Origin of the sequence: Brevibacterium sp. Mu109 (assembly GCF_900169375.1) — a bacterium.
Taxonomy (GTDB): domain Bacteria; phylum Actinomycetota; class Actinomycetes; order Actinomycetales; family Brevibacteriaceae; genus Brevibacterium; species Brevibacterium yomogidense_A.
In genome coordinates this window covers 1-12,581 of the sequence record NZ_FXZF01000042.1, presented here as the reverse complement: position 1 = coordinate 12,581, position 12,581 = coordinate 1, and the positions used below count along the sequence as shown (strand labels likewise).

Here is a 12,581-nt window from a genome sequence, read left to right as displayed (position 1 = left end):
GGTGCCGCCGGTGGAGTTCGAGCAGGGCATGGTCGCGGCGGTTGAGACTGTCGAGGGCGAGCAGGAAACGTCACTCACGCATGCAGCGTGATGTGGCTCACGTGTCTACAGCTTGCGGGTAACCCCACGGGGTCGTACCCTGAGGCGAGAGGGGAAGGGCGGGACCGTGGACACTCCGAGCGACACCACAGACGAGGACCGGACGACGCACAACGCCTGTGTCATCGCAGGTGCAGGCCCGGCGGGCCTCGTCCTCGGCCTCCTGCTCGCGCGAGCGGGCATAGAGGTCACCGTGCTGGAGAAGCACGCGGACTTCCTGCGGGACTTCCGCGGCGACACCGTCCACCCCAGCACCCTGGACCTCCTCGACGACCTGGGGCTGTTCGAGACCTTCGACGCGCTCCCCCAATCCCATCTGCAGCGAGTGCGACTCCCGGGGTCAGACGATGAAGGCGCGACACTGGCGGACTTCTCCCGCCTCACCGTGCGGCATCCGTACATCGCGATGGTCCCGCAGTGGGATCTGCTCGCCCTCCTCGCCGACGCCGCTGCTCGCGAACCCTCCTTCACGCTGCTGACAGAGCACGAGGTGACGGGAGTCGTCCGGGACGGCGACCGGGTCGTCGGCGTGGACTACTCCGCGCCGCACGGCACCGGACGGATACTCGCCGATCTGACCGTCGCCTGCGATGGGCGATGGTCCGTCGTCCGCCGGGACGTCGGCCTCCCGGCCACAGAAGCAGCCGTCGACTTCGACGCCTGGTGGTACCGCGTCCCCACGGACAGCCGCGTCGGAGGCTCGCTGCTGCCCCGCATGCGTGACGGACGCGTCCTCATCGCCATCCCCCGCGAGGGCTATCTTCAGGTGGCCCGACTGGGCCGCAAGGGCGACGACGCGGCTCTCCGCGCGCGAGGCCTCGAGGCCCTGCGCGCGGAGACAGCGGCACTCCTCCCCGAAGTCGCGGATGACGTCAGCGGCATCGATTCGCTGGACGCGGTCAAACACCTGGACGTCCGGATCGACCGGCTCCGCCGCTGGTATGCGGGCGGTGTGCTCTGCATCGGAGATGCCGCGCACGCCATGTCGCCGGTGGGCGGGGTCGGCATCAACCTGGCAGTCCAGGACGCCGTCGCCACAGCACGTCTCCTCGCGCCGTCGCTCACGGACAGCGCTGCACCCCTGGAAGAGCGCGTGCTTGCACGGGTGCAGCGCCGGCGGGCTCTCCCGACGGTGCTCACCCAGGGCATGCAGCGTGTGGTCCAGCGACTCATCATCATGCCCGGACTCAACGGACGGGAAGTCACTGTGCCCAGGCTGCTCAGCCGCGTTCTGAAGGCCCTGCCGATCCTGTCCGCAGTCCCGGCGTACATCGTCGGCGTCGGGTTCCGTCCGGAGAGGGCACCGGCATGGGCCCGCCGCCCCGGCCGATCGTCCTCGCCGGCCACGGAGCGCGCGGAGTGGCCTCCGCGCACGAGGCTCCGCGCATGACGGCGCCGCATCTCACAGTCTGGCCGGCCGGCGCTGCGACGGGGTTCCGCCGTTCAGAGGTCTCCGCGCTCGTCGGTCGCGGGGAGGAGACATGGCAGCGTGCGGCGGCCGACCTCCTGCGGTGGGAGGTGAAGACGCGCAGCGGGTTCCACGTCGAGGATGATCAGCCCGCGACAGCCGGTGCGGAACTCATCGTCACCGCTCGCCTCCCGGGCGTCACCGTGAGGGAGCCCATCCAGGTCATGGAGGTCATCGACACCGACGACCGGGTCGGGTTCTCCTATCGGACGCTCCCCGGTCACCCGGTATCGGGCGAAGAAGCGTTCATCGTGCACCGGGAGGGCGACCGCATCATCGTCACCGTGCGGTCTCTGACCCGACCGTCTCCGCGACAGCCCTGGCGCGCTCTCTTCCCCGTGCTGCAGCTGGTCCAGCTGGTCGTGCGTCGCCGCTATCTCCGGGCACTCAGCTTCTCGTGAGGGGTGGGCAGCGCGGTCAGGTCTCCGTACACTCATGACTGTGACCGCCACCACGGATTCTGCGACGGAGCGCGCTCTGGCATCGTCCGCGCGACTCGCGCAGGAGCGTGCCCCGGAATTGAACGTGGCCGACCTGGCCGACCACGCGGGATACAGTCCGTTCCACTTCTCCCGCCTGTTCGCCAGGCACGTGGGAATCGGCCCCGGGCAGTACCTCACCGCGTTGCGGGTCGGTCGCGCGAAGCAGCTCCTGCTCACGGAGACCGCCTCCGTGATCGATGTCGCCGCGGAAGTCGGCTTCGACTCGCTGTCGAGCTTCAGCCGACGCTTCCGCTCTGCGGTCGGCGTCCCGCCGGCACAGCTGCGTCGCCTGGCAGACCGCATCAGCGACAAGCCACCACGTCCCTTCAGCCTGCTGGCCCCCGGCGCCGGAAGCGTACGCGTGACGATCGAGCTCGCCGCGGACTTCAGCCCACGCGGCGACGCCGCCGTGTGGGTGGGCTGGTACCCGCACCCCGCACCCATCGGACTGCCGCTGTCCGGAGTACTGGTCTCCGGGGTCCAGGAGATCAGCCTGCCCCTGTGCGCGCAGGCGCCCTTCCTCCTCGGGTTCGCCGTTCCGGCCCACGCCGATCCGCTGGCTCAGCTGGTGCCGGCCGACCCCGTGGTCGCGGTGCATCCGGCTCCGCTCACCGCCTCGCAGGACATCACTCTTCGCTTCGATGTGTCACACACCGAACCGCCCGTCCCGCTCCTCACGGCTCTGCCCAGCCTGTGCACGCGTTGACCTCGATGGCAGGTGCGCAGGATCGGACAAAGGTCGGGTCCACCGCCCTTCTAGCGTGGAGTCATCACCGGGGCCACGCGCCCCTCGGCTGCAGGAGGAATCATGAGCACGACAACGACGACGGTCACCGGAACCAGCGCATGGATCGACGTGAGCGCACACGACTTCGCCGCCTCGAAGGACTTCTACACCGGACTGTTCGGCTGGACGTTCGAGCAGCTGGGCGACGAGTTCAACAGCTACAACCTCATCCGCAACGGCGACGGGCTGGTGGGCGGCGCCATGGACGTCACCGGCATGACGTGCCCCATGGGCAACCCCATCCCGTCCGAATGGAGCGTGTATCTCACGGTCGACGCCCTCGATGCTCGCTTGCAGAAGGCTGAGCAGCACGGCGCGACCATCGCGATGAGGGCAGACCAGATCGGCGATTCGGGGCGCATGGCGATGGTCATCGACCCGACAGGCGCACCCATCTGCATGTGGGAGCCCAAGGACCTAGCGGGCTACGACTTCACCGGGCAGCCCGGCTCCCCCGTCTGGTTCGAGCTCATGACGCACAGGTTCGACGAAGCGAGCGCGTTCTACACCGCCGTGTTCGACGCGAACCTCGTGTCGATGTCCGAGTCGATGGACGACGACAGCTTCCGGTATGTCACCAACGGCCCCGGTGAGACCGCCAGCTGGGGCCTGGGCGATGCGACCGGTGTGATGCCCGAGGAGGCAGCCGGTTGGCGCGTCTACCTGGGAGTCGAAGCCGCTGACTCGGCGGTGGAGAAGGTCGCGGAGCTGGGCGGGAAGCTGCTCGACGGGCCGGTCGACTCCCCGTTCGGACGGATCGCCACGATCGCGGACCCGGAGGGAGCGACCTTCCAGATCTGCGCGATGAGTGAAGCGGTGCCGGAGGGCTGAGGCCGTCATCGGGGCTGGGGCGCAGGAGTCGCGGCTGCGGGACGCTTCGGTAGTCTTGGCGGCATGGCACTGCATCCCAGCCTCGAGCCCGTCGCCGCGCTGATCGGCACCTGGCGCGGTCCCGGCCGGGGCGAATACCCCACGATCACGTCTTTCGAGTACACAGAGGACGTCACATTCACCGACGTGGGCAAGCCCTTCCTCCACTACGTGCAGCGCACGCAGTCGCCGGAGGGTGCACCGATGCACACGGAGACGGGCTTCCTGCGGGTGTCGGCGGAAGGGATCGTCGAATTCGTCCTCGCGCAGCCGACGGGTCAGACCGAGCTGGCTGAAGGCGCGTTGGAAGCCGGACCCGACGGTTTCAGCTGCGAACTGCGCTCCCGGGTCATGAACTCGGGAAGCGCGAAGGCCGTCGAAGGAACTGTTCGTCGTTTGGATCTGACGGGTGACACGCTCACGACGACCTTCGCGATGGCTGCGGTCGGTGTGCCGATGACGCATCACCTCAGCTCCGAGCTGCGACGGGTCGAGTGAGACGGATCGGTCAGTTGAACCGGGTCGGTCGAGTGAGACGGGCCGGTCGAGTGAACCGGGCCGGTCGAGTGAACCGGATCGGGACCTGCGCGCGTGGATGATCTGCAGGTGGCATCGGGGCCCGGCGCGCCCCGCGGTCTGGTGGTTCCGGCGACTGAGCTGGTCGAGCAGTTCTCCCGGTCGTCGGGACCCGGCGGCCAGCACGTGAACACGGCGGACTCGAAGGTGCAGCTCAGCATCGATCTGGGGACGACGACCGCACTGGACGACCAGCAGCGGGCGCGCGTTCTGCAGCACCTGGCCGCGCGACTGGTGGGCGATTCGGGCACTGTGCTCACTCTCAGTGCGGAGGAACACCGCTCTCAGTGGCGGAACCGGGCGACGGCGCGGCAGAGGCTCGCAGAACTGCTGCGCGAGGGGGTGGCTCCACCGGTCGTCCGCCGTGCCACCAGACCGACGCGCGGGTCGAAGCGACGACGGCTCAAGGCCAAGCGGATCCGGGCAGAGAAGAAGCAGAACCGGAAGCGGCCGGGAGCGGAGTAGACCACTCGCGGTATCGTTCCTGGTTGGCGACATAGTGGAGACGATCACGACAGGAGGTCCGCATGGACACCCTTTCCGTGATCGTCCCCTTCTTCGCGGTGATTCTGCTCGGGTTCCTCGCCGCACGATTCCGGATCGTCCCGATGGATTCCGTCCCGGGACTCAATGCGTTCGTCCTCTACATCGCGCTGCCGGCGATGCTCTTCCAGTTCGGCGCGGACACACCCGTGGCGCAGCTCCTCAACCCCACGACCATCCTCGTCTGGCTGGTCTCCGGCCTCGTGGTCCTGGGACTGGCCGTTGCGATCGGACTCGGTCAGCGGCGCAGTTGGCTCGATGCATCCTTCGGCGGCCTCATCGCCGTCCTCCCGAACTCCGGCTTCATGGGACTGCCGCTCATCGCCGCACTGCGCGGCGATCAGGCATCCGGCCCGATCGTCACGACGCTGCTGGTCGACATCGTCATCATGCAGTCGATCGCCCTGGCGGTCTCCCAGCAGGGCAACGAGGGAACCGTAGCGTCGAGGGTGAAGACATCGTTCACCCGAGTCGTCGCGAATCCGATGCCGTGGGCGATCATCCTCGGCGCGCTGTGGGGAGCGACCGGCACGTCTCTGTTCGGACCTCTCGACCAGGTGGTCTCCCTGCTCGCGACCGCGGCGACTCCCGTCGCACTGTTCACGATCGGCGCCGTGCTCGCCCGCAAGAACACCGACACCAGCGCTCACGACTCGACGAAGCGCAGAGTCCTCACTGCCGATGTCAGCCTGCTGACGGCACTGAAACTGCTGTTCCATCCCGCACTGGTGTGGACGCTGGGCAGTCTTGCGATCCTCGCCGGCCTGCCGCTCCAGCAGGACGACCTCCTCGTCCTCACGCTGGTCGCCGCGCTGCCGTCCGCCGCGAACGCCGCGATGCTAGCTGAGCAGCTCGGAGCAGACAGCAGTCGGATCGCCGCAGTGATCCTCCTGTCGACGGTGCTCGGATTCGCGACGTTCTCCGTCGCGGCCATCATCCTGTAGCGCCGCGCAGTCGTCGCAGGCGGAGCAGGAAGTTCAGCATGTCGGCCTCCTAGAAGTCAGTACGACGTTCACCAGTCTAGGAGCAGGGCAGATGGGACCACCACCCTGCGGGGCGTCAGTCCCCTCTTCTTCGACGTCATCGCACCACGGATAGGTGAGCGCACCGACCTACGTCGTCGGATCGACTGCGGTCATGCGGCCCGATTTCAGAACGATGTCGTTCCGAAGCTCCGCGAATCCGATGTCGCCACCGGCGAGAGTCTCCGCTGCGGTCCAGCTGAGCGACCGATAGCCCGCAGCTTCAACAGCGGCAACGGGCAGGACGGCGAATCGCCACTGGTTCACATCAAGAGGGTCATAGCTTTCGTGCGTCTCCGCTGTCTGCACTGCGAACACGTAGAGGTCGGCGTTGTAGCTCCGCTCGGGTGCGTAATCGACCGCATCGGCGGTCCACGAACGGGAGCTGAGGCCGGTGAAGCGCAGATCTGAGGGCTTCTTCTGCACCCACATCTGCATCCGTCCCGACGACTTCACCTCGATGCGGATCCCGTCCCAGACCACGTCGTGATCATCCCATTCGATTCTGACGGGACGCTCGATCCCAACAGCTTTCCAAGGAACTCTGCAAACCAACCCCGAGCTGTATTCACCTGAAGGTTCGGCAGAGCGAACCGCCAGAAGTCATGCACGTACGTGTCGGGGATGCCTTCGATCGCTTCATCACCTTCGAGAGGTGCTCGCTCAATGGGTTTGATGAGAGACATCGATCTCCTTCGCACGTGGGGCGTACCAGCAGCACCGACTCACGGACGAATCAAGCGCGTCTACCTATTGTCCATCACGCCGCAGCGAAGACTCCCAGCCGGTTCCCGCTCGGATCGGTGAACTCGAACCGCCGACCGCCCGGGAACTCGTACGGTCCCGACACGATCGTGCCGCCCGCTGTCTTCACCGCTTCCACCGTGGCCTCCAGGTCATCGGAGAAGAGCAGAACGAGGGGCCCATCGTTGCTGGGCGGAGCGCCGGGGTTCAGCCCACCGATCTCACCGGCCCCGTCCGGTGTTCTGATCCCGCTGTACGCCGGACCGTAGTCATTGAAGCTCCAGCCGAAGGCGGATTCGTAGAAGGCGCGGGTCGCGGCGAGGTCCGTCACGCCGAATTCGATGTAGCTGAGGGTGTGATGCTGTGGGCCCTGCATGGCGCACCTCCGGTGGATGAAGTTCTTTCCATGAAGTATCGCGGTCGACGGGTAACGGTGACAAGGCGTGCTTCGACCCTGATCAGCACCCGGTCGGCGTATAGTCGAAGAGGAGCTGACCTCGGTTCCCCAATGATGGGAGGCCGGATGTCCGGCACCGTTCAACCGTCCTCAGCTGGCTCAACTGCTCCGACCGGCGACGCCGCACCGGACGACGGACTCCTCTCCCTCGGAGTTCTCGCAAGCTCCACGATGGAGAACGAGCGGCGCCTTCCGATTCACCCCCGACACCTGGACCGGATCGACCCGGACGTGCGAGCACGGATGATCATCGAGCGCGGCTACGCCGCTGACTTCCAGCTGGAGCCCGGCTACGTCGAGTCTCGCGTGGGCAGGATCGCGGACCGCGTCGAGGTCATCGAGGCCGCTGACGTGCTCCTGCTCCCGAAGCCCCAGGCCGCAGACGTGGCATCGATCCCCGAAGGTCGCATCCTGTGGGGGTGGCCGCACTGCGTGCAGGACACGGCGCTGACACAGACCGCGATCGACCGTCGGCTCACGCTGATCGCCTTCGAAGCGATGAATCACTGGACCCGTCGGGGAGATTTCAACCTGCATGTGTTCCACAAGAACAACGAGCTCGCCGGCTACTGCTCCGTCCTGCACGCTCTGCAGCTGACGGGGTCGACGGGTGATTACGGGCCGCGGCTCAGCGCTGTCGTCATCGGCTTCGGAGCGACGGCACGAGGCGCAGTGACCGCGCTCAAAGCGCAGGGGATCCACGACATCCAAGTTCTCACGCAGCGCGGCTCCGCCGCAGTCGGCTCCCCCATCCATGCCGCCCACATCACCCAGCTCCAGACCGATGGGCGCCCGCCCTACCTCAGTGAGGTACTCACGTCGGACGGCGAGGTCCTGCTCCCGGAGTTCCTGGCAGCGCACGACATCGTCGTCAACTGCACGCTCCAGGACGTGGCTGCACCGCTGACGTACCTGCGGTCACAGGACCTGGACGGATTCGCCGCGGGAAGTCTGATCATCGACGTCTCGTGCGACGAGGGAATGGGATTCGAGTGGGCGAAGCCCACCGGATTCGACGATCCGATGTTCACCGTCGGCGACGGAGTGCACTACTACGCGGTCGATCACAGTCCGTCGTACCTGTGGGACTCCGCCACCTGGGAGATCAGCGAGGCGATCCTGCCGTTCCTGCGTCCGGTGCTGGAAGGACCTGCCGCGTGGACGAAGAACCAGACCATCGACCGCGCGGTCGAGATCCACGACGGAGTGATCAGGAACACGAGCATCCTGAGCTTCCAGAGTCGCGCAGCGGACTATCCTCACGCCCGCACGGCGTAGCAGCCCTGCACTCGAGCGCGTAAAGACTCCCTGTGTCCGCAGAGTCGATGGATGGAGCTCCCTGCCCGTGAGCATTGCTCCGCTGCGAGCATTGCGCCGCTGCGAAACGACGGCGGCGAACGGGCGATACACCTCTGAGAGGCCGGTGCGTCAGTACCCTGTGTACCGTCCCGGGCGGTGGTTCAGCACGAGCACCACGTTCAGCAGCGCGGCACCCAGTGCGGAGATCAGCACGCTGGACACGGGCACCACGAACAGCGCACCGATCACGACGCACAGATCCAACGCCATCTGCACGTAGCCGGCCCTCCATCCGAACTGCTCCTGTGCGATGAGTGCCACGATGTTGAACCCGCCCAGCGACGATCCGTGGCGGAACAGGACCAGCAATCCTGTGCCCGCCATGAGGTTCCCGACGATCGCCGCATACACACCGGTCAGCGGGTCGTCGATGAGCGACGGCAACGGCAGCAGGAGCGGATGCAGCACCGCGAGACCGGACACCGCGCTATGTATCGACTTAGAGCATACTTGACTCAACGCGTCATAACGCGCTAAGCTCGATGCAAGCTCGGCCGGCCGGTCGGGCGGACGCAAACAGCGAACCCTTCGACCCGCGGTTCCAGCACGCGGGTCGTCCAAAGCGAACGCGACCTGGATAGGCCCCGACGAGCTCAATCACCCGTGAGTGTCTGAGTCGGAAGCTGAAGCATCAGGCGGGTGGTGGCAGAGAGCGGCCAAATGAGCGCTCTGTGCGGGATGCATGGCAGTAGCGAGCCCCCGCGAGACGGCAAGGTTGGCTAATACCTAGACAGCTCCAGGGATACTGGAGACGTTGCGGTATTAGCGCCGCTGTCAGACCGAAAGGACTGGCAAGCCGATGCCTCGCTACGATCACCCGCAGCTCGACGCCGAGCTGACGCTCCCCGAAGCCGCCGCTACTCGTCGGTACGGCTCGTACTCCACTCTCCGCAATCGCATCCACTGTGGTCAGCTGCCGTACATACGCAAGGATGGCCGCAGCTACCTCGTACGCGTCGCCGATCTCGAAGCCCTCCGCGCACCCGAGTCGAAGGCCGCAGTTGACGCCGCTATCGAGCGGATCGTCGCGGCTGCGCCTCACCTGACCGCGAAGCAGCTCTCTCGCCTGGCGCCCGCCTTCGTCCCCGCGGAGGTGGCGCAGCGATGAACGCAAGGAAAAACCCCGGGCGGGCACCCGGGGTTCCAAAGAACAAGGCAAGCTCTGCCGACAGGTCTACCGCACGCGCCAGTTTGGACGAGATCTCCCAGGGGGTCGACGACTACGTCGATGTGCGCGGCGCGGTGGGCGCGGCGAGGATTACCGATCTGTTGTATCCCGATCTCCTTGACAGGCTGGTCCGCGCGTTCTTCGCTCCCGGCGGTCCTTGGGGAGGTTTGCGGGGTCAGCTCGTCGAGCATCGCTACGCCGTCGCACCGCCTCCGCCTCAGGGCGCGAAGCCTTCGCGTGAACTCATCGAGAAGTCGTATAAGAACACCACGTTCTCGGGCTGCGAGGTCGCCATCGGGCGCGCCCTGTCCCGCTTCGTGAACGCCAACATCGCGCAGTTCCGCAAGCTCTTTATCAAGGAGTTCGACGAGGACGGCACAGAGATGAAGGCCTCAGACGCGCTGCGGCCTTTCAGGCGGCTCACGACCCTGCCGCCCTTGGCAGTGGCGCGCATCATCACCGAGATCCACCACGTGGTCAACATCTACGCCCCCGGCCAGACCGCCGAGCGCGACATGCTCTCGGTCTACTGCACGACCGGGGAGAACGCCGGTCTCTACGAGCTCAACGTCGACCACATCGCCACGCTGGCCCGGGCCTACGCCCCCGACCTCAACGACAGTGCCGTCAAGGAAGTCGAGAACCGCGTGCGCTCCCTGGCCCCGCGCCGTCAGCGCACGATCGACCCCGACCTGCTGCCGCTGGGCAACGGTCTGTTCGACTACCGCACCAAGCTGCTCATGCCGTTCTCACCGGAGTACGTCATCACCGGCAAGGCGGCCGTCAACTACAACTCGGACGCCCGCGACGTCGCCATCGACGAACCCCACGTCGACGGCTGCATCCGCGCCGACTGCGTGGAAGGTTCCGTGTGCGGGGGCCAGACCTGGTCGGTCGAGTCCTGGATGCGCTCGCTGTCCGACGACCCCGAGATCGTCGACCTGCTCTGGCAGATCGTCGGCGCGACCCTGCGCCCCTACGTCTCCTGGAACAAGTCGGCGTGGTTCTACTCCACCCGCGGCAACAACGGCAAGGGCACACTCGTGGCGATGATGCGCAACCTCATCGGACTGCGCTCATGTGTATCCCTGCCGCTGGCGAAGATGGGTGAGCAGTTCTCCCTGCAGCAGCTGGCCGGGGCCACAGCCATCCTCACCGACGAGAACGACGTGGGCACCTACGTTGACAAGGCGGCGAATCTCAAGGCGATCACCACCCACGACTACCTCATGGTCGACCGCAAGCACAAGGACCCGATCAGCTTCCAGTTCTGGGGCTTCATGGTCCAGTGTCTCAACGAGAAGCCCCTGGTCTCCGACCGCTCGGAGTCGTTCTACCGCAGGCAGGTGTTCATCCCCTTCGAGAAGTGCTTCACCGGCATCGAGAAGCGCTACATCAAGGACGAGTTCCTCCAGCGCGAGGACGTGCTCCAGTACGTCCTCGTCCGCGTCCTCGGCACGCCGGAGCGGACGTTCATGGACGACTACTACGCACTCGACGTGCCGGCCTCCAGCCAGAAGATGCTCGATGACTACAAGGCTTTCAACGACCCGGTGCGCGCGTTCTGGTTCGAGTTCCGCGAGTCCTTCCAGTGGGACCTGCTGCCGTTCACGTTCCTCTACGACCTGTTCAAGGGCTGGTTCAAGGAGCAGCACCCTTCCGGGCGTCCGATCTCGAACCGACAGTTCATCGAGCACATCGCGAGCGTGATCGAAGCGGATGAGGAGTGGCACGTCGATCCGGATACCAGGCGGCGGTGGCGCACCATGACGAAGTGCCACAGGTGGGAGCCCCTGACGCAGGAGTTCGGCCTCAAAGGTTGGCCCGGGCAGGTGGGACAGCAGCTGCCGCTTGGGGTCCGGTCGAAGCTGGCCGACCAGCCTACAGGAGTCATTCGCATGTCGGCCCTTCATGCGGACGCCGACGACGCAGCTTCGGCCCCGCCGAGCAGCACAGCCGAAGAGTCGGCCGAGGCCCGCGCAGAGCAGTTCGCCGAGGGGCAGGCGACGCTTGCGGCGATCCAGACGCACATCGCCCGGCAGGAGCATCACGTACCTCCGGCGACCGAGCGCGTCTCGTAGTCGTCGGATCACCTAACAGGACCTAATAGCTCTCGGAAGGAGCAGGTTATGGCACAGAACAGCGACGCTCTCGCGAACCAGATCGCGGAGCTGAAGCGTAAGCAGCGCGCGCAGACGAAGCGCGAGTACGAGGCGTTCGGCCGGGAGGTCGCCGACCTCCTCGCCCCGGACGTCACGGGCACCGCGGCGCGTATCGACGCGGCACGGGCCTCACTGCCGAGCAGCGACGCCGCGGGCCACGGAGACACCGAGCTGGTGGCCCACGAGAACGACGAATCCGTGGCCCACAGCCTCGGAGATTCGACGGTCCACGCGGGTCAGGATCATGACGGCGGAGGCCGCCTGTGATCCGCAGGTTGCACGGGCGGCTCAGCCGCCCGTCGGGGCCCCGCTCGCGGGGCGGAGGGTCTCGGGAGGCAGCGCCTCCTGAGCGAGCTGATCGCGTGTGTAACGAGGGGGGACTTTATAAGCCCCCCGCGTTACGCACGTGACTGCTCGCCGTGAGGCCTTATAAGCCGCCACCGGCCACCAGGCCGGGGGTGGTTTATAAGGCCGAGCCGCGACGGGGTCGATGAGCCGGTGCCCGCACCGGAGTCGGCGGCCGTGGAGCATGCGGAGGAGGGCGGATGGACGACGGAGTAGCAGGGCCGTGCGCGTGAGCGCGCTGGCCCGCACGGAGTGCAGAAACGAGCGCGCCGGAGGGTGCGAGAAGGGAGGGCAGAGCGATGCCGAGGAAGGGGCATTCGATGCCCGATGAGGAGCGCGCGAAGCGGTGCAAGAGCGCGGAAGAGAAGCGCTCGAAAAACGTCATGCTGCGGCTCACGCAGGAGGAGGCGGCCAAGCTCGACGAGCGGCGGGCCGCGAGCGGCCGGCGGCGCACGGAGCAGATCGTCCACGACCTGTTCAGCCGGGCCGATCCTCAGAC

General features: G+C 66.6%; 14 protein-coding genes. 11 read left to right on the top strand and 3 right to left on the bottom strand.

Features of this window, described 5'->3' with window-relative positions; genetic code table 11:
• Positions 1-166: 166 nt before the first annotated feature.
• The 7 genes from BSP109_RS15345 (at position 167) to BSP109_RS15315 (ending at position 5,769) form a co-directional block, all read left to right on the top strand.
• Positions 167-1,489, top strand: coding sequence for an FAD-dependent oxidoreductase (locus BSP109_RS15345; protein WP_180959786.1), 1,323 nt, complete (start codon positions 167-169; stop codon positions 1,487-1,489).
• Entirely contained in the window at positions 1,486-1,968 is a 483-nt protein-coding gene (locus tag BSP109_RS15340; protein ID WP_101601771.1) for a DUF1990 family protein, read from the top strand. Before BSP109_RS15345 ends, BSP109_RS15340 begins: the two co-directional genes overlap by 4 nt.
• Before the next feature lie 40 nt (positions 1,969-2,008).
• The gene (locus tag BSP109_RS15335) at positions 2,009-2,755 is read left to right on the top strand and encodes a helix-turn-helix transcriptional regulator (protein ID WP_257944736.1); all 747 of its coding nucleotides are present in this window, start codon (positions 2,009-2,011) and stop codon (positions 2,753-2,755) included.
• A 102-nt stretch (positions 2,756-2,857) separates the two neighbouring features.
• Positions 2,858-3,667: a VOC family protein gene (locus BSP109_RS15330; RefSeq protein ID WP_101601768.1), complete on the top strand. Its 810-nt coding sequence runs from the start codon at positions 2,858-2,860 to the stop codon at positions 3,665-3,667.
• Positions 3,668-3,730: 63 nt separating this feature from the next.
• A complete protein-coding gene (locus tag BSP109_RS15325; RefSeq protein WP_101590139.1) occupies positions 3,731-4,204 on the top strand; it encodes an FABP family protein in 474 nt (157 codons plus the stop codon).
• A 93-nt stretch (positions 4,205-4,297) separates the two neighbouring features.
• A complete protein-coding gene (gene arfB, locus BSP109_RS15320) occupies positions 4,298-4,747 on the top strand; it encodes an alternative ribosome rescue aminoacyl-tRNA hydrolase ArfB (RefSeq protein ID WP_101590140.1) in 450 nt (149 codons plus the stop codon).
• A gap of 62 nt (positions 4,748-4,809) precedes the next feature.
• Positions 4,810-5,769, top strand: coding sequence for an AEC family transporter (locus BSP109_RS15315; protein ID WP_101601766.1), 960 nt, complete (start codon positions 4,810-4,812; stop codon positions 5,767-5,769).
• Between the two features lie 168 nt (positions 5,770-5,937).
• Here the strand turns inward: BSP109_RS15315 and BSP109_RS15310 are convergent, their stop codons facing one another.
• Both BSP109_RS15310 and BSP109_RS15305 read right to left on the bottom strand, forming a co-directional pair.
• Positions 5,938-6,330, bottom strand: a complete 393-nt coding sequence (locus BSP109_RS15310; protein ID WP_101601764.1) for a hypothetical protein — start codon at positions 6,328-6,330, stop codon at positions 5,938-5,940.
• Between the two features lie 277 nt (positions 6,331-6,607).
• On the bottom strand, positions 6,608-6,967 hold the full coding sequence (locus BSP109_RS15305; RefSeq protein WP_101590143.1) for a VOC family protein: 360 nt from the start codon (positions 6,965-6,967) through the stop codon (positions 6,608-6,610).
• A gap of 147 nt (positions 6,968-7,114) precedes the next feature.
• Between BSP109_RS15305 and BSP109_RS15300 the strand changes: the two genes are divergently transcribed.
• Complete coding sequence (locus BSP109_RS15300; protein ID WP_101590148.1) at positions 7,115-8,326, top strand: N(5)-(carboxyethyl)ornithine synthase; 1,212 nt, start codon at positions 7,115-7,117, stop codon at positions 8,324-8,326.
• A 150-nt stretch (positions 8,327-8,476) separates the two neighbouring features.
• Here the strand turns inward: BSP109_RS15300 and BSP109_RS15295 are convergent, their stop codons facing one another.
• Positions 8,477-8,830 carry a YitT family protein gene (locus BSP109_RS15295; RefSeq protein ID WP_374700176.1) on the bottom strand — a complete coding sequence of 118 codons (354 nt, stop codon included), beginning with the start codon at positions 8,828-8,830 and terminating at the stop codon, positions 8,477-8,479.
• 376 nt (positions 8,831-9,206) lie between these two features.
• Here BSP109_RS15295 and BSP109_RS15290 point away from each other — a divergent pair, with 376 nt between their 5' ends.
• The 3 genes from BSP109_RS15290 (at position 9,207) to BSP109_RS15280 (ending at position 12,004) form a co-directional block, all read left to right on the top strand.
• Complete coding sequence (locus tag BSP109_RS15290; protein ID WP_101601761.1) at positions 9,207-9,515, top strand: DNA-binding protein; 309 nt, start codon at positions 9,207-9,209, stop codon at positions 9,513-9,515.
• A gap of 83 nt (positions 9,516-9,598) precedes the next feature.
• Complete coding sequence (locus tag BSP109_RS15285) at positions 9,599-11,656, top strand: phage/plasmid primase, P4 family (protein ID WP_180959785.1); 2,058 nt, start codon at positions 9,599-9,601, stop codon at positions 11,654-11,656.
• Between the two features lie 48 nt (positions 11,657-11,704).
• On the top strand, positions 11,705-12,004 hold the full coding sequence (locus BSP109_RS15280; protein WP_101601758.1) for a hypothetical protein: 300 nt from the start codon (positions 11,705-11,707) through the stop codon (positions 12,002-12,004).
• The last annotated feature ends 577 nt before the right edge of the window (positions 12,005-12,581 follow it).

Excerpts from the sequence above, each read along its gene's own strand:
- BSP109_RS15340 (WP_101601771.1), top strand. The coding sequence starts at position 1,486 with ATGACGGCGCCGCATCTCACAGTCTGGCCGGCCGGCGCTGCGACGGGG.
- BSP109_RS15330 (WP_101601768.1), top strand. The coding sequence starts at position 2,858 with ATGAGCACGACAACGACGACGGTCACCGGAACCAGCGCATGGATCGAC.
- BSP109_RS15325 (WP_101590139.1), top strand. The coding sequence starts at position 3,731 with ATGGCACTGCATCCCAGCCTCGAGCCCGTCGCCGCGCTGATCGGCACC.
- BSP109_RS15315 (WP_101601766.1), top strand. The coding sequence starts at position 4,810 with ATGGACACCCTTTCCGTGATCGTCCCCTTCTTCGCGGTGATTCTGCTC.
- BSP109_RS15305 (WP_101590143.1), bottom strand. The coding sequence starts at position 6,967 with ATGCAGGGCCCACAGCATCACACCCTCAGCTACATCGAATTCGGCGTG.
- BSP109_RS15300 (WP_101590148.1), top strand. The coding sequence starts at position 7,115 with ATGTCCGGCACCGTTCAACCGTCCTCAGCTGGCTCAACTGCTCCGACC.
- BSP109_RS15290 (WP_101601761.1), top strand. The coding sequence starts at position 9,207 with ATGCCTCGCTACGATCACCCGCAGCTCGACGCCGAGCTGACGCTCCCC.
- BSP109_RS15280 (WP_101601758.1), top strand. The coding sequence starts at position 11,705 with ATGGCACAGAACAGCGACGCTCTCGCGAACCAGATCGCGGAGCTGAAG.